The sequence below is a fragment of the Clostridium sp. J1101437_171009_A5 genome (genome assembly GCF_015547905.1).
GTDB classification, from domain to species: Bacteria; Bacillota; Clostridia; order Oscillospirales; family Oscillospiraceae; genus Pseudoflavonifractor_A; species Pseudoflavonifractor_A gallinarum.
Map to the genome: position 1 here is coordinate 1 of NZ_JADMVY010000005.1, position 22,159 is coordinate 22,159.

The following is a 22,159-nucleotide window of genomic DNA, read 5'->3' on the forward strand; positions in this document are numbered from 1 at the left end:
TCCATGGTGCCGTCCGCCTTCACCGCAACCTTACCGGAGGTATCCGGCACCTGCTTCACACATACGATTGCTTTCATAATTGCTCTGTCCCTCCGTTCTTACTTCAGGCCCATGTGGCTGGCGATCACGATCCGCTGCACCTCGCTGGTGCCCTCGTAGATCTCCGTGATCTTCGCGTCCCGCATCATCCGCTCCATGGGATAGTCCTTCGTGTAGCCGTAGCCGCCGAACATCTGCAGCGCCTTCGTCGTGATCTTCATCGCGTTCTCGGAGGTGAACAGCTTCGCCATCGCAGCCTCGGTGGTGAAGGGCTTCCCAGCCGTCTTCAGCGTCGCAGCCTGGTAGGTCAGGAGACGCCCCGCCTCAATGGCCACCTTCATGTCCGCGAAGGTGAACTGCGTGTTCTGGAACAGCGAGATGGGCTTGCCGAACTGCACGCGGTTCTTCGTGTAGTTGATGGCCTCTTCCACCGCGCCCTCCGCGATGCCCAGGCCCTGGGCCGCGATGCCGATGCGGCCGCCGTCCAGCGTCTGCATGGCGATCTTGAAGCCCTGGCCCTCCTTGCCCAGGAGGTTCTCCTTGGGCACGATGCAGTCGGTGAACACCAGCTCAGCCGTGGGGGAGCCGTGCAGGCCCATCTTCTCCTCGTGCTTGCCCACAGAGTAACCGGGGAAGCTGCTCTCCACGATGAAGGCGGAGATGCCGCGGGTGCCCTTGCTGGGATCGGTCATGGCGAACACCACCGTCACGTCGGCCACATAGCCGTTGGTGATGAACACCTTGGAGCCGTTGAGCACATAGTGGTCGCCCTCCAGCACCGCAGTCGTGGTGCCCTTGGAGGCGTCCGAGCCAGCGTTGGGCTCGGTCAGCGCGAAGGCGCCCACCTTCCGGCCCTCGGTCAGCAGGCGCAGGTACTTCTGCTTCTGAGCCTCGGTGCCGTTGCGCAGGATGGGATCGCAGCACAGACCGTTGTGGGTGGCCACGATGTCGCCCGTGGAGGCGCACACCTTGCTCAGCTCCTCCACCGCGATGGCCGCGCTCAGGTCGTCCGCGCCAGCGCCGCCGTACTCCTTGGGCACGCACATGCCCATCACGCCGTAACGGAACAGCTTCTCAATGTTTTCACGGGGATACTCGCAGGTACGGTCGGTCTCTGCCGCGATGGGCTTCACTTCGTTCTCCGTGAACTCGCGCACCATCTTCTGGACCAGCGCCTGCTCCTTGCTGAGATTGAACTCCATAATTCGGTTCGCCTCCTACCTTCAGTTCTTGTTGTCGTTATGGATGCCCGCAATGTTCCGGGCCAGCTGCTTCTTGCCCTCCATGTTGCACTGCCGGGAGATCATGATCCGCTGGGCCTGGGGAGAGCCGGCTCCGTGCATGGACTCCGTACGGTAGCCAACCGCCGCGGCACCCAGGCAGATGTTCTCCAGGAACCGCATCACACGCTGACGGTCCTCCGTGGACACGCCGGGGCGGCCCTTGAAGAACTTGTTGCAGATCTCGCCGATGGTCTCGCCGTTCCGGCCCACCACCGTGCCGGACTTGAAGTCCGCCTCAGAGGGCATGGTCACCATCAGGCCGCCCGCCACGTCTTCGGCCAGGCGCACGATCTCATAGGGGAAACGGGTCACGTTCTGCTTGCACACGTTGGCCAGCAGCAGGTCGATCTGGTAGTTGCCCGCCTTGGTCTGGAAGCCCTGGCTGGAGCAGGCGATGCCGCAGCAGTACAGGGTCTCGTTCAGGTGGGTCATCTCGATCAGCTTGTCCTTCACAGCGGAGGCCTTCTCCACGCCGTTGTACTCGGCCGCCAGCGCCGTGGCGCCGATCACCACGTCGCCCACGCCCACCTTACAGCCGCCGTAGCTCTGACGGTGATACCCGGCGAACCGCTCCACCATCATGCCGGCAAACTCATACTCGCCGTTCAGGAAGATATACTCGTTGGGGATGAACACATGGTCCAGAACCACCAGGGCCTCCTGGCCGCCGAAGGCCTTGTTGCCCAGGTCGATGTCCGCGTTCTCCTCCATCTTCCGGGTGTCACAGGACTGACGCCCGTAGATCATGTACATGCCCTCCGCGTCGGTGGGGCACGCAAAGGAGACCGCCCAGTCCTTATCATCCGGACCCATGGAGATGGTCGGCATGAAGATGTGCCAGTGGGAGTTGATGGAGCCCGTCTGGTGGCACTTGGCACCGCACACCACGATGCCGTCCGCACGCCGCTCCACCACATGCACGTACATGTCCGGATCCTCCTGGGCGTGGGGCGCCTTGGAACGGTCGCCCTTCGGGTCGGTCATCGCGCCGTCCACCGTCAGGTCGTTGTCCTGCACCATGGTCAGGAACTTCTTGAAGTTCTCGTGGTAGTGAGTACCATGGGCCTCGTCCACCTCATACGTGGTGGAGAACACCGCGTTGAAGCTGTCCATGCCCACGCACCGCTGGAAGCAGCTGGCCGTCTTCTGGCCCAGAAGCCGCTGCATCTTCACCTTCTTGATCAGGTCGTCCGTGGACTGATGCAGGTGGGTGAACCGGTTGATCTTCCGCCCGGTCAGGCTGGAGGTGGCGGTCATCAGATCCTCATACTCCGGGTTCTGGGCCAGCGCATAGGTCATGGCCACGCAGTTGATCGAAGGACGGATCATCGGGTGATCCACCCAGTTCTCGATCTGCTCCCCGAACATGTACACCCGCGTCTTCAGCTTCCGCAGGCTCTCGATGTACTCCTGGGATGTCATCATGCAGATTTCCTCCTTTAAAATATACAGGTCAAAGAGAAGGTATAAAAAGCCAAAAATGGAATCTCATTCCGAATTTGGATCATGGGCGAAATGGAGCGCCTGCACGAGGGGTCTCGGGGACAGGCACTCCATTCCAAGGTTTGCGCAGCGCCTCAGCGCATCGCAATGGTGACTTCAGTCTCCGCCGCCAGCTCTCCAGCGGTGAATACCTGACACCGGCACGTGGCAATTGCCTTTTCCATGCGTTCGCTGAGCAGCTCCGCGTGGATCTCCAGGGTATCGCCGGGGAGGATCTTTTTACGGAACTTCACATTGTTTATGCCAAGAAACAGGGGGGTCTTGCCGGCATAGCAGGGTTTGGTCATCAGGATCAGGTCCGTGGCCTGAGCAGTGGCCTCCACAGTGTAAACACCGGGCAGCACTGGATCGCCTGGGAAATGACCCCGAAATAAATCGCGGGCAGGATCCACCCAGAAGGTAGCAACAATACGCTTGCCGGGCTCCAGCTCACTCACCTCATCAATGAGCAGCATGGGGTCGCGGTGAGGAATAATTTCCATGACCTGTACGTGATCGAGTTTCATCACGTTCTCAGCCATTCTCCACCCTCCTTTTCTGTCATCGGCGCAGCGCCTGGTCTGTTCTCCGCAGAAATCAGGCCGCTTTTCTGACCATTTTCCCTCCAATTCCTTATACCGGAAAAAGATTCCGAAAATCTGTCAGAAAAAGATTCACAAATCAGACGGATTGTGATATGCTAATCATAGACAATTTTCGGGGCTTTGTCAAGTTGAATCCTCGATTTTTATATGTAGAAAATATGGACGAAAGGTCGATGACATATGGCGAAAGAACAGGTTTCCAGTATTCTGCGTGCATTACAGATCCTGGAATGTTTTATGGACGGAGAGACGGAATGGACGCTGAAGGCTCTGGTGGATCATCTGGGGATCCCCACCACCACGGTATTCCGGCAGGTCTCCACGCTGGTTGAGCGGCAATATCTGGAGCAGGACCCGGTACGCAAGAGCTACCGCGTGGGGCCCCGCCTGATCCTGCTCTCCAGCGTGATCCTGGGTCAGTCGGATCTCCGCCGGGTGGCCCGCCCCGAGCTGGAGCAGCTCTCCAATGCGGTGAAGGAGACCATCAATCTCAGCGTGCTTTTGGACCGGGATATCTTCTATCTTGACAAGGTGGAGACCCACCGCTCCATTGTCTGTAATACAAAGATCGGTTCCCGGGTCCCGGCCTATGCTACCAGTGCCGGCAAGATCATTCTGGCCGACCAGAGCGAAGCCTATATCGACGATTACTGCGAGTGGCTCAAGCAGTGCGCCCCCCTCACCGAGCGCACCATCATCGATCCCGACCGCCTGCGGGAGGAGCTGGCGCGGGTCCGGATTGAAGGATATGCCATGGACAACGGCGAGATCGAAAGCGGCCTGATCTGCATCGGCGCTCCCATCTATGATCTGAGCCGCCGGGTGATCGCCTCGGTGTCGGTCTCCGGCCCGGACTACCGCATGTCGGCCGATCAGGAAGAGATGATCAAAGAAGTCAAGCGCACGGCCGCCAATATCTCCCGTGTGCTGGGCTATCGGGGATAATCCCACTTGCCAAGCTCTCTTTGGTGCAAAAAGAGGACCTGCTTCCGAGAAGCAGGTCCTCTTTCTTGTTCAGCAGTTTCCCGTCTCGACCGCTCCAGGCGCGGAGGAGAGGTTGTCCAGCATCAGCTCCACGATCTTCCGGTCGGTCTCCTTCATACCGTCCCGGGCCAATTCGCCCACGTTCCGGATGGTCTGGTCCACGCCCTTGCTGACGATCCCGTCTCCGCCCCAGAACTGGTGGCCCTGCCGGTACATCTGGTAGCCAAGGATACCGCTCTCCACCGCCACGGCGATCTTTCCGGCGCAGGAGGCTTTGGCTCCATCACAGATGACCCCCGAGGTGATGGCCAGGGCGTTGACCATCGTGTGGGCCACCGCGTCATAGCCGCCCCCCTCCAGGTAGGCAATTCCGGCGGCCGAAGCGCTCCCGGCGCTCACCGCTCCGCAGTAGGCCGAGAGCACACCGATGTAGGCCTTCTGGTGGATGGCCAGCAGATTGGAGACCGCCAGCGCCCGGTACATCCGCTCCTCGTCGTATCCCTTCTCCCGGGCCCAGACCACCACGGGCACCGAGGCGGTGATCCCCTGGTTCCCGCTGCCGGAATTGATGACCACCGGCAGCTCGCACCCACTCATACGGGCGTCCGATCCCGCGGCCGCCATGGACTTCACCTTGTTTTTGAGGCTTCCGCCGTCCTCCAGCAGGGTGCGCCCGATTCCAGCGCCGTACTCGTGCTCCATTCCCTCCTGGGCAATGGCCATGTTATAGGACACCTGGCGCTCCAGGACGCTCCGCACATCCTCCACGTCCAGGCAATCGGCAAATTCCACAATGCGCTCCACGCTGAGTAGGCCGCGGTCCGCCTTGTCTGCCGGCGTATCCTGCGTTTCCCCCTGCTCTGCCCGGGGCAGCTCCTCCCCGTTGCGCTGAAGAGAGACAATGTTGGTGTGTCGGTCGGTGATCCGGATGAGAGCCGTATCATCTCCTGCCCACGCGGTGAGCTCCATGTCCAGTACCGACGGGCTCTCCAGCCGCTCCACCTGGATGGGCACCTCCCGCAGGAAGGCCCGAATGGCCTCCCGCCCTGCCTCGTCCACCGTGGAGATGACCTCCAGTTCCCGCTCGGCCGCGCCCGCCGCCGCACCTGCCGCCACCGATGTCTCGATCCCCCGGAGGCCGCCGGTATTGGGCACGATGACGCTCTTCACATTCTTCATCAGATTGCCGCTCAGCGCCACTTTCATCCGCTCCGGCCGCTTTCCCAGCGCCTCCCGTACTTTGGCTGCTGCGTAGGCCAGGGCAATGGGCTCAGTGCACCCCATCGCGGGCTGGAGCTCCTCCTCCAAAATGCGGACAAAATTCTGGTAGAGCGAATCCTTGCGCTGCATACTCCATGTCCTCCTTCTGTAAAATCTCAACCGGGAAGTTCCCTATTCCAGTTCAGTATAGCACACACCCGGTCCCTCCGCCAATCCCGAATGCAGAAAAGCCATCAGGCCCGGCAGATACCGGGCCTGATGGCTTTTGAGTTAAAGAGAGAGAGAGTTGGGATATATCTGCACTCCGCCGCAGGAGGGCGGAGGCATATGTGGGGTTGTATCAGCCGTGGCAGCAAGGGCACTCGGGCGCCGGGGCCAGATCCTTCTCATCGTAGCAGATGCCGTTGCGGTCGTAGTAGTCCTTGACCGCGGCCTTGATGGCCTCCTCTGCCAGGACGGAACAGTGGATCTTCTGGGTGGGCAGTCCATCCAGAGCCTCCACCACCGCCTGGTTGGTGAGCTTCACCGCCTCTGTAATGGGCTTTCCCTTCACCAGCTCCGTGGCCATAGAGCTCGTGGCAATGGCGGAGCCGCAGCCGAAGGTGTTGAACTTCACATCGGTGATGATCCCGTCCTCCACCTTGATATACATCTTCATGATGTCGCCGCACTTGGCGTTACCGACTTCTCCGATCCCGTCGGCGTTTTCCATCTTGCCCAGGTTCCGGGGATTCTGGAAATGATCCATCACCTTTTCACTATATAACATGTGTTTTCACTCCTTTTTCCAGGTCCTCCCACACGGGAGAGATGTCGCGCAGATAGGAAACCACCTCGGGGACGACCTTGAGAATGTGGTCCATCTCCTCCATGGTGTTATACTCAGACAGGGACAGGCGCAGGGAGCCGTGGGCCACCTCATGGGGCAGTCCCAGGGCCAGCAGCACGTGGCTGGGATCCAGAGAGCCCGAAGTGCAGGCCGATCCGGAGGATGCGGCCACCCCCTTGGCATCCAGCAGGAGGAGCAGGCTCTCCCCCTCGATGCCCTCAAAGCAGAAGCTCACATTGCCGGGAAGACGGTGCTCCCGGTCTCCGTTGAGCCGGGCGTGGGGGATCTGCGAGAGCCCGTCAATGAGCTTGTCCCGCAGGGCGGTGATGTGGGCGGCATTGCGCTCCAGATTGACATTGGCCTCTTCCAGCGCGGCGGCCAGTCCCGCGATCCCGGCCAGGTTCTCGGTACCGGCCCGGCGGTTGCGCTCCTGTGCGCCGCCCTCAATAAAGGGCAGCAGCGGAAGTCCCTTCCGGCAGTAGAGGGCACCCACACCCTTGGGCCCGTGGAACTTGTGGGCGGAAAGGGATAGCATATCGATCTGGTCCCGCTCCACGTCGATGGCAAGGTGTCCCACCGCCTGGACCGCGTCAGTATGGAAGGGAATCCCCTTCTCCCGGCACAGCGCGCCGATCTCGGCAATGGGCTGGATGGTGCCCACCTCATTGTTGGCGTACATGATGGTGACCAGCGCAGTATCCTCCCGGATCGCGGCGGCTACATCCTCCACCTTGACCAGCCCCTGACTCCCCACACCCAGCAGAGTGACCTCAAAGCCCTCCCGCTCCAGCTTTTTGAGGGTGTGGAGGACGGCATGGTGCTCAAAGGCGGTGGAGATGATGTGGCGCTTGCCCTTCCGGGCGCCTACCAGCGCGGCGGAGCGGATGGCCTGGTTGTCGGCCTCGCTTCCACCGGAGGTGAAGTAGATCTCCTCCGGCTTTGCACCCAGGCAGGATGCTACTTTGGCCCGGGCGGCCTCCAGTGCTTCGGCGGCCCGCTGGCCCACACTGTGCAGGCTGGAGGGATTGCCGTAAAGCGTATCATAATAGGGCTCCATAGCCCGAATCGCCGTTTTGCTCATGGCAGTTGTGGCGGCATTGTCTGCATATACGTACACGAAAAGACCTCCTGTTCGGCTGTCATTTTTCTTTTTTCTTTAATTCCTATTGGTTTAATATGATTATAATAAAGACCGCTCTTTTTGTCAAGCGCAAAACGCGGACTTCTGTCAAAATTTACAGTACCTCTGTCATTCTCCCGTCTTGGGGAGCAGATCCTGCAAGGTCTTGCGGTCCAGAAAGTCATTGATCGTATCGTAGAACTCCGTCCAGAAGGCCCGGGCCGGACAGTCTCCATGGGCCTGGTGCCGCTGGCACAGATCGGGTCCCAGTTCTAGACAGACCGTGGGGGCCAGCTTTCCCTCGGTCGCCCGCAGGATGTCCCCAATGGTATATTCCCAGGGCTCCCGCACCAAACGGTATCCCCCGCTTTTCCCCCGGACGCTCTGAAGGAAGCCCGCCCGGCTCAGCAGAGAGATGATCTGCTCCAGATATTTGACGGTAATATCCTGGCGCTCCGCGATCTCATGGAGCGGGATCAGCCCCTCATCCCGATGGACGGCCAGATCGATCATGACCCGCAGGGCATAGCGCCCCTTGGTGGAAATTTTCAATGCTGCTCACCTCGTTTTATTTTGATTATACGATAGAAATAGTAGGAATTCAAGAGGGTACTCGGTTTCTCCCCTCCAAAACCGCCTTTCAAAGTACAGAAATCCGTTGACAGGGTTTCCGAATCGACCTAAAATATAAGAAAGGGGGAACGATTTCCCCGGTTCCAATCACCCACTGCCGGAAAGGAGGTCCCGAGTATGGAACATACCGTTATCTGTCTGAGCCGTCAGTTCGGGAGCGGCGGACGTGAAATCGGCCGCCGTCTTGCCCAGCGTCTGGGCATCGCATTTTATGACCGTGAGCTCATCGAGTTGGCCGCCGCCCGCGGCCAGATCCGGGTATCCCGGCTGGAGGACGCCGATGAGCGCAAGAGCAGTCCCTGGCTCTTCGAGAGTCTCTATGAGGGCAACGGCGCGGTCAACCGGGGCTCCTCCCCCAACGATACGCTCTTCTGGCTTCAGGGTGAGGTCATCCGGGAGAAGGCCCGCACGGAGGACTGCCTTCTGGTGGGCCGGTGTGCCGACTATGTGCTGACGCAGGCCGGCATTCCCCACAAGAGCGTCTATATCTGCGCCCCCTGGGAGGAGCGGGTCCGCCGGGTGAGCGCCCTGGAGCAGATTGACGAAAAATCCGCCGCGGCACTGGTCCGTAAAACCGACAAACAACGCAAGTCCTACTCGGAGTATTATACCGGAGGCACCTGGGGCGACCCGGAGAGCTATGACCTGTGCCTCAACAGCGCCCAGCTGACCACGGAAGAGATCGTGGAGCTGCTGGCCTATTTCTGCAAAGCCAAATAGACGATGCATGCCGCACCGCCGATGATACGAAAGAGGGCAGACCATATGGTCTGCCCTCTTGCTGTTTACAGACTGAAATCCTCGTCGTCCAGACGGCTCAGGTCCAGCACGGCCGGACGGGGCGGGACCCGCTTGAGCGGATCATACTGGAACGACCGGCAGTGTCCTCCCGCTTCCACCACGCCTTTCTTTTTACAGAGGATGGTATGTTCCTCCAATTGGGTCCCACGGGCGCAGTAGGCGCAGCGGGGCTCGATCTCTTTTTTGAATAGCATGGTGTGACCTCACTTCCGTCTCTTGTACACAGTGTTCTCGCACAGTCCATCCTGCGGCGAATGCCTTTCTATGGACTTATTAGGATATTATAGCACGCTTTCCCCGGTGTGAACAGGTTTTTTTCGCGTCTTTCCGGCACTCAGAAGGAACAGAAGCAAAAAAATTCCTCCCGCCGTCCCGATAGAGCACATCCAGAGGCTTCCCGGCTCCACGGAGAGGAGAAACGCTCCCCCTCCGGTCACCGCGCTCCAGGCGGGCTGCTCCACCGGCAGCAACGATACCGCCGCCGTGGTGAAGCCCGCCGCACACAGGGCGTGCAGCCCCTTTCCCAGCAGATAGGGGCGGGTGGAAAGGCCGCTCCCGCCCAACAGGGAGAGGACCTGACAGTGGACCGACAGCCCGGCCCACCCCAGGATCAGGGAGGCCATCACCATCCGCGGCCCCGCCGCTCCCCCGCCCGAGAGGGTCCACACACCGGAGGAGATCTCCAGTGCCCCGGTCAGGAGGCGCTGGGCCCACACCCCGTCCATCCCCAGGGGGCCCAGCAGCACACGGAGGAGCCGTCCCGCTCCGGTGAGTACCCCCGTCACAGTGAGCAGACGCAAAATCACATTAAAGCACACCACAAAGGCGCAGATATTCAGCATTGCCTGGAGGGATTGCTTGACCGATTCCGTAAAGGCGGCCGTGAGGTGTCTGGCCTGAAAGACCGGCCGCCGTCCCGCATGCCCTCCCCCTTGGTCCGCCCGGCCGCACACCAGCCGGAAGGCCACCCCCACGCACAGCGCGGAGAGGATGTGCAGCCCATAGAGGAGCAGTCCCACCCGGGCACTGGAAAAGATCCCCGCCCCCACGACCCCCAGCACAAAGGCCGGGCCGGAGTTGTTGCAGAAGGCCAGCAGCCGCTCGGCCTCCCGGCGGGTACAGAGCCCATTCTCATAGAGACCCAGCGCAGTCCTGGCTCCCACCGGGTATCCCCCGATCAGCCCCAGGGCCACAGCGGAGGCACAGGCGCCGTTCAGGCCGAAGAGCGGCCCCATGACCGGCTCCAGCGCCCGCCCAAGCTGACCGGCCAGTCCCAGCTCCACCACCAGAGAAGAGAGGATGAAAAAAGGAAACAGCGAGGGGATAATGACCTCCCCACACAGCGCCAGTCCGCTGCGTGCACCCTCCATGGCCTGGGCAGGACAGGCCATCAGCGCCGCCGCCGCACACAATAGGCCAACCGCCGTTCCCACGTCCCGGCCCCATCCCCGCTCCGGTCTATGCGCCATACGCATCACCTCCACGGGCCTATCCTATGTGTGTCTGTCCTCTCCTATGCCGCCCTCACAGGGTAAAGCGAAATTCCACTCCCCAGTCGGTATTCCGTACCGAGCAGCGGCCCCCGTGCAGTTCCACGATGCTCTTTGCGATGGCCAGGCCCAGCCCCGTACCCTCGCCGGAGCGGGCCTCATCCACCCGGTAGAAGGTGTCCCAGATCCGCTCCAGCGCCTCTTCCGGCAAAGGTGCGCTCTCATTTGCAATGGAGAAGGAGACCGTATCCCGCCCATTCTGAATGCACACCATGATACGCCCGCCCTCGGGGGTGTATTTGACGGCGTTTGAGGCAAAGTTCTCAATCACCTGGGCAATGCGCCCCTCATCCGCTGTGATTGTAAAGGGCGGCGGAAACTGGTACTCGATCTGAAGATTCCTGGCCTGCGCCGTCCGCTCCAATTTTTCAAAGACCGCCCGGGTCAGGTCGATGAGGGAGAACTCATCCCGGGAGAGCTTCACCTTGCCCGCCTCCAGCCGGGAGAGGTCCAGCATCTCCAGCACCAAAGCGTCGGTGCGCTCGGCCTCGGCCAGAATGACGTCGACGTATTTCTCCCGCTTCTCCTCCGCAATATGCTCCTTCAGCCCCTCCGCATAGCTGTGGATAACGGCAAGAGGGGTTTTCAGCTCATGAGCGATATTGGAGGTCATCTGGCGGCGGTTCTGCTCCGCTGACTTGACATATTCCAGCGCAGTGGCCAGGCGGTTGATCTCATTGGTACGGATATGCCGCCAGTCCAGCTCGGCGTCAAAGGCCTTTGACAGTCCTTCCGCCTCTCCCCACAGCGCCGGGGCATGGTCGGGATGATATACTTTCTTCCACTGATCTCCCATGGCCTGCACGATCTCAGCCACCGGCTGTACCAGACGCTTTTTGATCTGCCCCCGGACGATCAGCAGCAGTACCAACGCCAACGCGAAGGTAACGAGATATACATTGCGCAGCTCCCGGAAGGCCGTGCGCCACGGCGAACAATAGATGATGCTGACCGTATAGAAGCGAAGCTGCGGGGCCTCCTCTTCATAGGACCCCTCCCCATAAAAATAGGGCGAGTAGTGGGTCTGCCCATCGAAATCCGTGCAGTAATTTACACTGGGGATCAAGAGATCCAGCCCCTCATACCGGGTCAGATCCTGTAACCCGTCTGCCAGTTTGGGGCCCAGCTCCTCAGTAAGTGCGCTCACGTTTTCGTAAGTGCTGCCCCCATAGGAAAAAGCCGGTGCAGGCTGATTATAACAGACATCAAACCAGTCGGAATAGAGGGTGACCCTTTCGCCATCCAGCGCCGTGGCCTCCGGATCTTCATAGATCGTGATCCAGGTAAGGGCGTTGTCTTCTACCACACCGGGAGCTGTATACTCTCCGCTCCCCCTGGAGAAGAGCGCTTCCTGAAAGGCATCCCAATCAATGTATTCGATTTTACAGGGTGTGAGATCCACACCATCAAAGGTGCCGGTAAACCGCATCGCGCTGGCATCAAAGGTCAGCGAGCTGTCCGCAACTATTGCCCGGCCCGCTTCGGTCATCTTTTCCCGGTCAAAAAGCGCCCGTGCGTTATTTCCGGAGCGCTCCTCCCGATTTTGCCACTGCTCCTCGGTCAGATACTCAAAGTAAAAATAGTCTCTCCAGCTGCATTCGAGCAGCTTTCCCTCCGGGTCATAGATCGCCGCCGCGGAATAGACCTCGTCACGATCCAGCCGCGGAAGGAAACCACCGCCTTCTCTCGTCTTCAAATTTATGTTGTGAAAAGAATCTGCCGAACTTCCGCTGTCCACCGCTTCCCACATCCAGTTCCGGTCGTAGTTTTCATGGATTTCTGAAAGCTCCCGGCCCAGCCACCCTTGCAAACTCCGTGTCGAAAGGACTGACGCAAAATCATGATATTCCGTCAGATATCGCGCGGCGGCATACTCCGCCACGATGGACGTGACGCAGTACATGGATACCAGCCATATACCCAGCACAGCAATGGCTAGGAGCCGTGTGATTGCCGTCATGGAACGCACTCGGTTGCGTCTTCTCATCCCTCACCCCTCCAGTCGGTACCCCGCCTTGATGACCGTCTTGATGCAGGCGGCCTGCTCTCCCAGCTTTTCCCGCAGGCGCTTGATCTGGGTGTCAACCGCCCGGGATTCCCCCTCGTAGTCATATCCCCAGCATTTGACCAGAAGCTGTTCCCGGCTCAGGACCATGTTTTTGTGCTCCATGAGGCAGCGCAGCAGGGCAAATTCCTTGGGCGTCAGCACTACCTCCCGTCCGGCCGCAAAGACCTTTTGGGCGGCAAGCTCCATCGTGATGCCCCCCGCCTCCATCCGGTCCCCGGCGAGCACATTCCTCCGGTTGCGCCGGATGAGAGCCATGGTCTTGGCATAGAGGACCGACAGGGTAAAGGGCTTTGTCACATAGTCGTCGGCCCCCAGCTCATATCCCAGCAGCTTATCCTCCTCATCGGACAGCGCGGTGAGGAATAGGATGGGAACATCATTGCTCCGGCGTACCGCCCGGCACACCGAGAGTCCGTCCAGCCCCGGCATCATGATGTCCAGCAATACCGCGTCAAAGGCCTCCTCTTCCAGCCGCTCCAGGGCCTCCAATCCGTCGCCGGCCTCCACCGGGCGCTCTCCCTTGCTGAGGAAATAGTCGCACAGCACCTCCCGCAGCTTGGCCTCGTCCTCTACGATCAGGATCTTACAGTCCATACTCCACGCCCCCTTTTCTCCTGGAGTATAACAGAGGAATTTGTATTCTCTGTGTCACCGCTTTTATAAACCTTCCTTTGATTTTATCATACACGATGGCCCTCTCTGCCGCAATTCTCCCCCCATACAAAAATCCAGCCCCGGAGTCCTCGGACTCCGGGGCTGGATTGCGCTCTGATTCGTTCTCTCCCTTACTCAGGAGGCGGGCAGGTACTCGCCGGGGTCCAGCGGAGCATCCCCCTGCCACAGGGCAAAGTGGAGATGGGGGGCCAGCGCACTTTCGGCGATAGCACTCTCTCCCACACTGCCCAGGGGATCGCCCGCCTGTACGGTGGCTCCCTCGGTGACGGCGGTCTCTTCCGCCAGATTGGCGTATACGCTTCGCAGCCCATCCGCGTGCTCCACGGTGACGGTGGTCCCCATCAGGTCATCCAGATGGACCGATACCACCGTTCCTGCGGCGGCGGCACACACCGTGCTCCCCACCGGGGCGGCCAGATCCACCCCCTCGTGGGTGCGCCAGTCTCCCATCGTCTGATCATAGACCAGGGTCTCCACACTGTACGGGTGGATGGTCTCTCCCTCCACCGGCCAGACAAAGGCGGTGGATGTCTCCGTCTCTTTCTGTGCGGCAGAGGGCGCAGGCGTCCGGGTGGGTGCCGGTGTGGCACTGGGTCTGGCCGTGGACTGCGGAGAAGGCCGGGTGCTCACTGCCGGTTTTTGAGGCGAGAGCGAGTGCTCCGCCGGGGGCGGCGTGACGGTGACCTGGACCTTTCCGGCCACTTCCAGCTCCTGGCTGGGAGTATCCAGATTGGCAAGAAGATAATAGCCCGAGATTCCAATTGCGGCGACGCACAGGAACAGGACTATGTAGAAGCCCTTTCCCGCCATAAAATCGCCGATGCGGTCTTTCCATGGTTCTTTCATGTTTAGCACCTCCGAGCCTATTGTGGCCCGGGGCGCTGGCGTTTATACCCGTCTTTTCAAAAGATTCCCACTCTTTTTCTCCGCGTCTCCACTGCCCCGCATGAGCCGGGCACTAAAGAGGGCCACCAGCGGCACGGTGAGCAGGATTCCCACGGAACCTGCCACACTCTGGATGAGCTCCACCGCCATGCTGTCGCTGTTGAGGATCTGGATGAGTGGATAGCCGTAGACCTGGAACAGCAGCAGCGTGTTCAGCGACGCCCCGGCGAAGGCCAGGATCAGGGTGTTGGCCATGGTCCCCATGGCGTCCCGCCCGATGTTCATACCGGAGCGGAAAAGGCGCCCAGACGAGATCTTCGGGTCCACCTCCCGCAGCTCCCAGCAGGCCGAGGAGATGGACATGGCCACGTCCATGACCGCCCCCAGTGCGGCGATGAGGATCCCGCTGATCAGAAGGCCCCGGATCTCCAAATCGGCATCATAGGCCCGCAGCACCAGATCCTCCGCCTCGGCCATGTTGAACCCGCCGATGGGTGTGATCTTCCCCACCGCCCAGGCAAACAGCCCTGCGGCGGCCACGCCGCACACACATCCCAGGGCGGCGCACAGGGTCTTGCGGGAGCACCCCGTCAGCATCAGCAGCGAGGCCACCGCCGTGAGGGCACACACCGCCACCGCACAGGGGATGGAGGGCAGCCCCCGCAAAATGGCGGGGATGAGCAGAAACCAGATCCCTGCCAGTGTATAGGCAAGCCCCAGCAGGGCCATGAGCCCCTTTTTTCCGCCCAGCAGCAGGAGGAGCAGGGCGAACACCCCCACCATTCCCAGCAGCACGATCCCCCGGTCGTAGTTAGGGACCGACACGATATAGGGCTCTCCCGCGTCGTCATAGTCCAGCCGGACAATGACCCTTGTCCCCATGGAGCAGTCCACATTGGCATAGGCGCTGAGGTAGTTGGGGGTCTCCAGGATTCTGCCCCGATAGGGACCGCTGAGCAGCTCCACCTCCAGCAGCTGGGTACCCAGTCTCAGCCCTTCGCTCCAGGGCTCTGGCTTGGCGTCGTCCGCCAGGATATCGGTGACCCAAGCCACGGCAAACTGGCGCTTCTGCGCGGCGGTGAGTTCCCCGTCCGCCGGTCGGAGCAGAATGGCTCCGACCACCAGCAGCAGGAACAGCCCCGCTCCCATGGCCAGTCCGGCCAGACGCCGGGGCGAGCACAGGCCCTCTTTGAGGCGGGAAAGAGATGGAGATGGTTTGCAGCGGCCCATAGCAGTCATCCTCTCTGGTAAAAGTCAGCGGGCGCCGCCCGCACCCGGCAGGCGGCGCCCTGTGTTATGGCTGTTTCCGAAAAATGGGGAGATACATCAATCCTTGAGCGCCTGGAAGCGGACCAGAATGGAGCACAGCTCCGCCCGGCTGGTAGCGCCCAGCGGCGCCAGAAGTCCGCCGGTCCTGCCCTGGATCAAGCCCTCGCCCACGGCCCACTCCATGGCCTCGCGGGCATAGGCGCCCACCTGCGCCTCATCGGCAAAGGCGGAGAGATCGCCCCGCTGGCTGGTATCCCGCTTCATGTACTGCTGATAGCGGTACAGCATGACCGCCAGCTGCTCCCGGGTCACCGGATCCTCGGGTCCGAAGCGCTCGGCGCTGTATCCGTAGACTACGCCGTTGGCACTGGCCCAGCCCACCGCCTTGCGGTACCAGGCATCCCTCGGTACATCCAGGAAGGTGGGGAAGCGGTTGTCCTGGGAACCGGACAGGCGGTAGAGGACCGTGGCCACCATGGCCCGGCTCACCGTCTCCTCCGGCGCGAACCGGTCAGCGGAGACACCCAACATCAGACCGCTCTTGAGGACGGCGGAAACGTCGTCATAGTACCAGGCCTTCTCGTCCAGATCGGTGAATACGCCGGGGCCCAGCGGGGTCTCGGGATCCTTGATGCTGGTGGTGCTGTCATCATCATCGTCGTCATCACCGCCGCTGGGCGCTGTGCAGACGATGTCGGCCCGGTCCCGGATGCGGATGCGCGGGAAGGGACCGTCCGGCGCGTTGAAGGTGTTGTCGTAGGACGCCAGACCTGTGGCCGAGATATTGCACCCCACACTCAGGTTCTGTACATCCTTATCCGTGGTGATATAGCCGTCGATGAACACCCGGCCGATGGTGCCGGCACTGTCGCGGACCAGAATGGTCTGGATCAGCCCGTTGGCCTTCTCAAAGGAGACCACGGTGCCCTTCAGGGTCACCAGGCTGCCCAGGACGGAGCCGTCGTTGAGCTGTTTTGCCGTGATGGCCTTGGGGGCAGGTACAGTTTCCTCGCCGATCTTCTCAATGGTCTTGACCGCGATCTGACGCTCACCCTGGTAGGAGGAGGTGGTGCCGGTGATGCGCACCTTGTCGCCGATCTTGAAGTTGCCGGCCACCGGGAAGGCGTTGATGCCCGCCGTGCCGTCCTGGAGGTAGATGCAGTCAAAGAAGGCGGTATTCTTGTCATAGCCCGAGGCGTTGGAGGTCACCACACCCTCGATGGTGTACTTGACTCCCTCCAGCTCCTGCTTCTGCACCGTCTCAATGGGGGTGACCGTGATGGGATTGAGGTAGCCCACCAGATTCTCACAGATGGTGTAGTTGGAATAATTCTTCTCCGAGCCGGAGTCGCCCACCTGAGCCTGGACCTCGAAGTTGGACATGAACGCCGCACCCGAGACCACGATGAGGCCCTTTCCGGGCAGCTGCTCGGTGGCCAGCACCATCAGGCGGTCGTCGCCCTCGGCCACGGTGTACTGGGGCATGGAGTCGCCGCCCAGGCCGTCCTTGTCGCTGTCCTCCGAGTAGGTGGACGCGTGGCCGTAGACCACGGGGGAGACCGTCTCCGGCAGGACCGCGGTGGGCTCACCCTTCTCGTCCACCACATAGATGGACGCGCCGCCGTACTGGCTGAAGAGCTGGGAGTAGAGGTTGTTATTGGGATTCTCGGGGTCAAATTCCACACCCTTCATGAGGAAGTGGTCCCAGTTGTAGGTGGAGAAGTAGAGCCGCTGGGTCTGGCCGCCGTTGAGCTCCTGGTCGTTGGTGGCGTCATCCCCGATCCGCAGGGAGGATCCCAGCGTCGCCAGGACCTTGTTCTGCTGGGCCGCCATATGGTCCTCTGCGGGGAAGCTCTTGTAGCTCTCGTAGTAGTCCGACCAGCCCGCCAGCACCAGTGTGCCGCCGGCGCTGTTGAAGGTCTGGAGCGCCTGGATCTCCGCGTCGGTGTAGTTGTAGTAGGGTTCTCTCAGGGCGCTACCGTCCCGGCGGGAGGGCGCGGTGAGGATGATGGCCTTGTACTTGCCCTCGGCATTTTCACAGGCCACGATCAGGTCCGCGCTGGTGTTGAGCTGCACCGTGCGCACCGAGTAGCCGGCGGCCAGGTTGCCGAAGTTGCCCATGGAGTCCTTGTAGTTGCCCGCCACATACTCGTTGGCATGGGAGGCGTCAATGCCGATGTACACCAGCTGGGAGGCATCCTGGATGTCCAGGGTGATGTCCATGGTATAGGTGTACTCGGTCCCGCCCTGCTCCAGCAGGGCAGTCACACGGATGGTAGTCTCCCGGGCGGTCTCAGGGGTATACTTCCAGTCCACCTTCAGCGTGGAGGAGGCCTTCAGAGTATCCAGTCCGGTCTGTGTGCCCAGAACCTCGGTGCCGCTGGTGTAGGTGATGGACTTGACCGTAGCATCGGTCTGCTCGCTGTTGAAGAGGGTGGTGCTGAGGGTCAGCTCCTCCCCGGTCACGGGGGTAGAGGTGCCGCACTCCACCGAGGAGATGCCCAGCTTCAGGGTCTCGCCCACCCAAACGGGGGCGGTCACGGCGATGTCGCCGTCACCCTGGGTGACCCGGATAAAGTAGTAGCTGTAACTGGCCGGGATGGAGCAGCTCAGCTCTCCGGAGGCCAGCTGGGCGGGATCATCCCAAGTGTAGGCCACTGCGCCCGAGTTGACCACCACTTCCACCTTGGAGATGGAGTCGGAGGCGTCGGGATCGTAGAGCGTGACGTTGATGTCGGCCATCTCCGGGACGTCCTCGATGATGGTGCCCAGCATCTCGCCGTTAAGGGTATAGTTGATCTCCAGGTTCTTGTCCTCGGTGGCGTAGACCCGGTAGTTCCGGATCGCCTCATAGAGGCCCTCTTCCGAGAAGTCGTCGGTCAGGATCACGTCTCGGGCGTCGTTGGCGTTGCCCCACTTGCCCTTGTGGTTATCCTGGTTGTTGGTGGGGGCCACGTGCCAGCCCTTATCCAGCGCCATGATGTAGTACTCATAGCTGGGATAGTAGCCGCCCGCGCCGATGGCGCCCTCGCCGTTGCCCACTTCCACCAGGAATATCCGGCTGTCGATCAGAGCGTCATAGTAGGCGAAATCGGCAAAGGTACCGAAGGTAGAGCCAGGGTGGTTGAACTGGCTGATGGAGCCATTGCCCTCGGCCTGGCTGAGGAGGGCATAGTAGGCCTTCATGCCCGCGTCGGCCGTCTTATTGTTGAGAGTGGTGTTGTTGCGGGAGACGATACCGGGGGTATTGAAGGTGTTGATGTGGCCCGGGCCGCCCGACCAGGTCATCTCAAAGCCGGCGATGGCCACGATATCGGACTGGCTGGCGTTGAAGTCGGCCACGGTGTTCTTGTAGGAGGCCCAGGTCTCCTGGCTGTATGCTGTGGCCTGACTCATGTCATAGAGCGCCGCCTCGGGGTTGGCATCCCCGGACTTGTCAAAGTAGTTAGAGTGGTCCGTGAAGGACACAAAGTCCACATTGGCGCTCTCAGGCAGGTTCTTCACATACTCCAGGGCGGACTCCAGCGAGCCGGAGCCATCGGAGTAGGTGGTGTGGGAGTGGAGCTGGCCAAAGTAGAGCTGATAATTGGCCTTGCCGATGGTAAAGCTCCAGGTCCGGTTTGTGCTCTTCCCATCCGCACGGGTGAGGGTGACGGCAACCGTGGTCCGTCCGTCCGGCAGATCGTCGGCGGGAAGATAGGTGGCCTTGCCGTTCTCCACGGTCGGGGTGACGGCAGTGCCGTTGATGGTCATGACGATCTCGGCGTTCTCCCCGGCGTTTGCAAAGGTGAACCCGATCTCCGGCCGCTTCTCCTCGCCGGTCTGGGTATTGGCGGCGGGGAATACGCCGGAGATGACCGGCTCATCCTTCACTGCAATCGAGAGGGCGCCGGAGAAGGCCACATCCTTGTTGTCGGTGCCCCGGACAGAGACCTCGATGGTCCCCTCTTTCAGCACGTCAGCGGGAATGACCAGAGAATAGGTGCCGTTCTCATAGGCAAGATTGGCAATGGTCTCCCCGTACTGGGCGGAGATCTCCTTCACGCCGAACACGCTCTCTACGGTAAAGGAAACGGTGTAATCCTTCCCCACAAAGGCGTCGCCGCCGTCGGCAAAGCGGACCGCAGGCACATTGACTACGCCCTCTGTGACCTGCACGTCAGCGGACACTGGATAGAACTGGAAGGTATAAATATCCTTATCCGTGATGTTGTACATGCTGTAGGACTTATAGGTCCCGCCATAGTACTCCAGGAACTGGGCATATTTCCCGTTGAATTTGGCGGTGCGGCTCTCCAGGGTATAGCCGCCATTGTACTCCGCCAGTGTCCAGTCGGCATCCTCGGAAGGCTCCTTGGCATAGAAGGCATTGTTGCCTGTGCCGTTGGAGCAGAGGTAACCGTCATGCTCCGTTTTGAAGCGGTAATACGCGCCGTTCTGCTCCACAGTAAAGACCCGGGCGCCGTTTCCGATCTCGGTGATGGGGTCGGCGGCCACGGCCGAGGCGCTGGTGATGGAGGGGCTCTCCGCGTTGTCGTCCTGTCCGGCCAGCACGCCCTTGGCGCTCACATTGTAGAGTACTACCGTGTCGCCGTCCTGGGGCAGTCCCTCGCCCGGCTCAGGCCCGGGAATATCGGTTACCTTGTAGAAGGCCAGGGCAAAGAGAGACTCCTGACCTGCTCCAATTTTGTAATAGGAACTCCAGTTGTTCTTCTCCGCGTACCACTCCATATAGGCGCCGCGGACGGTGTTCTTGATGTAATAGAGGCCGTCACCCGCCTCCTCCAGCGTCCACTTGTCGTTCTTCTCCCCCAGGGGCATGCTGGAGAATTGATCTCCCATACCGATGTTCTTGCCGTCATAGGAGAAGGACCAGGTGCCGTCGCCGTTATCGGCCACCGTCCACACGTCGGCCTCGGTGAAACCCCGGAGAATGCCGTCGGCCATGTTCACATCGGTACCGTTGTTATAGTATCCAGTGTAGGTGCCAGAGAGAGCTTTCGAATACTTAGGGTTATAAATCACAACTTGATCGCCATCTGCAATCGGTCCGGCGGGGGTACCGCCCAGAACAATCTCATCGGCGGTTGTGTTGCGCAGCTGGAGGGTATCCTTAAATGCGCTCACCGCGGCGGTGATGGTGATCACATCGCCCACCTTCACGGGCCATTCACCCTCTACCCTTTCACCGATCACAGCCTTGTAGAGCTGAATGGAATCGGTGCCGTCGGTGACAGTGATATTGGGGTTGGAATACTGACCATTGTTGTCAAAAATCTCTGTGACCGTCACGTTCTGAAGGGTCACATAGGTGCAGATATCGGTGGCAGCCAGTTCTCCGATGGTCTTGACCACAGGAGCCAGTGTCAACCCAGAGGATTTTTCATAGGTGCAGCCGTCCAGCTGAGGCAGGCCGTTATATTCCTTCCTCTGTCCGGTGGCAATGACCGTGTCGCCCAGGGCGATGTCCTCGAAGTTATTGCTCATACGGGCGCAGATCGCGCCCGTCTCGTCCTGGAGATAGACGTTTTTCCCGTCCAGCAGGGTGACCACACCCTTGACGGTCAGATCCGCAGTGTCTAACCCGGCGGCCAGAGCCTCCGCGATGGAGATGGTCTCGGGCTCCTCCGGATCGGGGGGCGTCACTTCTCCGCCGCCCTCGCCCTCCAGCTTGTAGAGGGTAAAGTCACAGGGATAGCCATTGGGATTATCGGCGATGGTCGCATTTTTGTAGGCCCGGAACTTGCTTCCAGCACTCTTGTTGCTGGCCAGCGTCACAGTGTCCTCGCCCACCCCGGCAAAGCGGAAGGTACCATCCGCAAAGGTGAAGGCCCATGTGTAGTCTCCGGACGAAATGCCGTTTTCGTTCCTGCCTTTGGGTGCCACCGTCACACCATTGTTGTCGGTAAGCACCGCGCCGTCCTCCGTCACGGAGATATTCCATCTCAAATCCACGGCGGGATCAATGATCGTTTCCTCTGTATTGGTCTGCTCCACAGCGCTCAGCCATGAGCCATCCAGGGCCCCTACGGCATAGCCGCTGTCTAGGACCATAAGGTACGTTCCGGTGGTGAATGCTTCTTCTGTGTCGATCTTCTGGTATGTCTCTGCTTCCCCGGCGGCAAGGGCCGCGGTGGGCAGCAGGGTCAGGAGCATGGCCAGCGCGGCCAAACTTGACAGGACCCGACGGAATCGCTTTTTCCGCATTGTTTTTTCATCCTTCCTAACATACAGGGCCACACGGGGCGGCCGGTCCAAACCTTCTGCTCGACCGTTCTGCCTTCTCCTCCTTTCTTCCTGATATCTATGGCGTCACATGTTCATTTTACCAAATTATCCGGTAAACCACAACGACACTTTTGTAATTTTTGTTGTCTTTTTGTTTTGACTCTGTAACTTTTTTAAGATATTCTTCCGCATCCACTCTGTCTGCTACCCCTCAGAAGTGCAAGGCAGCTGCCGCCCGGTGTGATCGATGGTATACTCCCCGCTCAGAATCAGTTGAGAGATGGGCACGAAGGTATATCCCTTTTGCAGCAGCGTTTCCAGAATGGCCGGCAGAGCCTCCGGCGTATGGAGCGCGGCATTGTGAAAGAGAACGATCGAGCCCGGCTGGACTTTCTCTGTCACCCTCTTGGTAATCTCCGACGCGGGTATCTCCTTCCAGTCCAGACTGTCCCCATCCGTTACCCCTTCAAGCCTTTCTCCTGCAAGA

Annotated in this window: 17 protein-coding genes; 2 read left to right on the forward strand and 15 right to left on the reverse strand. The window is 60.4% G+C overall.

Annotated elements, in window-relative coordinates:
- Window positions 1-98: 98 nt before the first annotated feature.
- From I2C21_RS08330 to fabZ, 3 genes are all read right to left on the reverse strand, one after another.
- Entirely contained in the window at window positions 99-1,241 is a 1,143-nt protein-coding gene (locus tag I2C21_RS08330) for an acyl-CoA dehydrogenase (protein ID WP_195278996.1), read from the reverse strand.
- A 21-nt stretch (window positions 1,242-1,262) separates the two neighbouring features.
- On the reverse strand, window positions 1,263-2,747 hold the full coding sequence (locus I2C21_RS08335) for a 4-hydroxyphenylacetate 3-hydroxylase family protein (RefSeq protein ID WP_207724981.1): 1,485 nt from the start codon (window positions 2,745-2,747) through the stop codon (window positions 1,263-1,265).
- A 152-nt stretch (window positions 2,748-2,899) separates the two neighbouring features.
- Window positions 2,900-3,346 carry a 3-hydroxyacyl-ACP dehydratase FabZ gene (gene fabZ, locus I2C21_RS08340; RefSeq protein WP_235964341.1) on the reverse strand — a complete coding sequence of 149 codons (447 nt, stop codon included), beginning with the start codon at window positions 3,344-3,346 and terminating at the stop codon, window positions 2,900-2,902.
- A gap of 243 nt (window positions 3,347-3,589) precedes the next feature.
- Here fabZ and I2C21_RS08345 point away from each other — a divergent pair, with 243 nt between their 5' ends.
- Window positions 3,590-4,354: an IclR family transcriptional regulator gene (locus I2C21_RS08345; RefSeq protein WP_101692073.1), complete on the forward strand. Its 765-nt coding sequence runs from the start codon at window positions 3,590-3,592 to the stop codon at window positions 4,352-4,354.
- Between the two features lie 69 nt (window positions 4,355-4,423).
- On the opposite strand, the gene I2C21_RS08350 is transcribed toward I2C21_RS08345, so the two are convergent.
- From I2C21_RS08350 to I2C21_RS08365, 4 genes are all read right to left on the reverse strand, one after another.
- Entirely contained in the window at window positions 4,424-5,743 is a 1,320-nt protein-coding gene (locus tag I2C21_RS08350) for an L-cysteine desulfidase family protein (RefSeq protein WP_193538763.1), read from the reverse strand.
- A 211-nt stretch (window positions 5,744-5,954) separates the two neighbouring features.
- Entirely contained in the window at window positions 5,955-6,383 is a 429-nt protein-coding gene (nifU, locus tag I2C21_RS08355; RefSeq protein ID WP_101692075.1) for a Fe-S cluster assembly scaffold protein NifU, read from the reverse strand.
- Window positions 6,373-7,560: a cysteine desulfurase NifS gene (gene nifS / locus I2C21_RS08360; RefSeq protein WP_193538761.1), complete on the reverse strand. Its 1,188-nt coding sequence runs from the start codon at window positions 7,558-7,560 to the stop codon at window positions 6,373-6,375. The genes nifU and nifS overlap by 11 nt, the downstream gene beginning before the upstream one ends.
- 132 nt (window positions 7,561-7,692) lie before the next feature.
- Window positions 7,693-8,115 carry an RrF2 family transcriptional regulator gene (locus I2C21_RS08365; RefSeq protein ID WP_193538759.1) on the reverse strand — a complete coding sequence of 141 codons (423 nt, stop codon included), beginning with the start codon at window positions 8,113-8,115 and terminating at the stop codon, window positions 7,693-7,695.
- A gap of 198 nt (window positions 8,116-8,313) precedes the next feature.
- Between I2C21_RS08365 and I2C21_RS08370 the strand changes: the two genes are divergently transcribed.
- Window positions 8,314-8,916, forward strand: coding sequence for a cytidylate kinase-like family protein (locus I2C21_RS08370; protein ID WP_195278997.1), 603 nt, complete (start codon window positions 8,314-8,316; stop codon window positions 8,914-8,916).
- 65 nt (window positions 8,917-8,981) lie between these two features.
- Here I2C21_RS08370 and I2C21_RS08375 read toward each other — a convergent pair whose 3' ends face one another.
- The 8 genes from I2C21_RS08375 to I2C21_RS08410 form a co-directional block, all read right to left on the reverse strand.
- Window positions 8,982-9,191, reverse strand: coding sequence for a hypothetical protein (locus tag I2C21_RS08375; RefSeq protein WP_101692079.1), 210 nt, complete (start codon window positions 9,189-9,191; stop codon window positions 8,982-8,984).
- Window positions 9,192-9,278: 87 nt separating this feature from the next.
- Window positions 9,279-10,466 (reverse strand): nucleoside recognition domain-containing protein, encoded by a 1,188-nt coding sequence (locus tag I2C21_RS08380; protein ID WP_195278998.1) that lies wholly within the window; start codon window positions 10,464-10,466, stop codon window positions 9,279-9,281.
- 55 nt (window positions 10,467-10,521) lie between these two features.
- Window positions 10,522-12,534, reverse strand: a complete 2,013-nt coding sequence (locus tag I2C21_RS08385) for a sensor histidine kinase (protein ID WP_195278999.1) — start codon at window positions 12,532-12,534, stop codon at window positions 10,522-10,524.
- Window positions 12,535-12,537: 3 nt separating this feature from the next.
- Window positions 12,538-13,209, reverse strand: a complete 672-nt coding sequence (locus I2C21_RS08390; protein ID WP_193538753.1) for a response regulator transcription factor — start codon at window positions 13,207-13,209, stop codon at window positions 12,538-12,540.
- Between the two features lie 195 nt (window positions 13,210-13,404).
- On the reverse strand, window positions 13,405-14,136 hold the full coding sequence (locus I2C21_RS08395; RefSeq protein WP_195279000.1) for a peptidoglycan DD-metalloendopeptidase family protein: 732 nt from the start codon (window positions 14,134-14,136) through the stop codon (window positions 13,405-13,407).
- A 42-nt stretch (window positions 14,137-14,178) separates the two neighbouring features.
- Complete coding sequence (locus I2C21_RS08400; RefSeq protein WP_195279001.1) at window positions 14,179-15,405, reverse strand: YibE/F family protein; 1,227 nt, start codon at window positions 15,403-15,405, stop codon at window positions 14,179-14,181.
- A gap of 96 nt (window positions 15,406-15,501) precedes the next feature.
- Window positions 15,502-21,651: an S-layer homology domain-containing protein gene (locus I2C21_RS08405; protein WP_195279002.1), complete on the reverse strand. Its 6,150-nt coding sequence runs from the start codon at window positions 21,649-21,651 to the stop codon at window positions 15,502-15,504.
- A gap of 225 nt (window positions 21,652-21,876) precedes the next feature.
- Entirely contained in the window at window positions 21,877-22,074 is a 198-nt protein-coding gene (locus I2C21_RS08410; protein ID WP_235964340.1) for a polysaccharide deacetylase family protein, read from the reverse strand.
- Window positions 22,075-22,159: the final 85 nt, after the last annotated feature.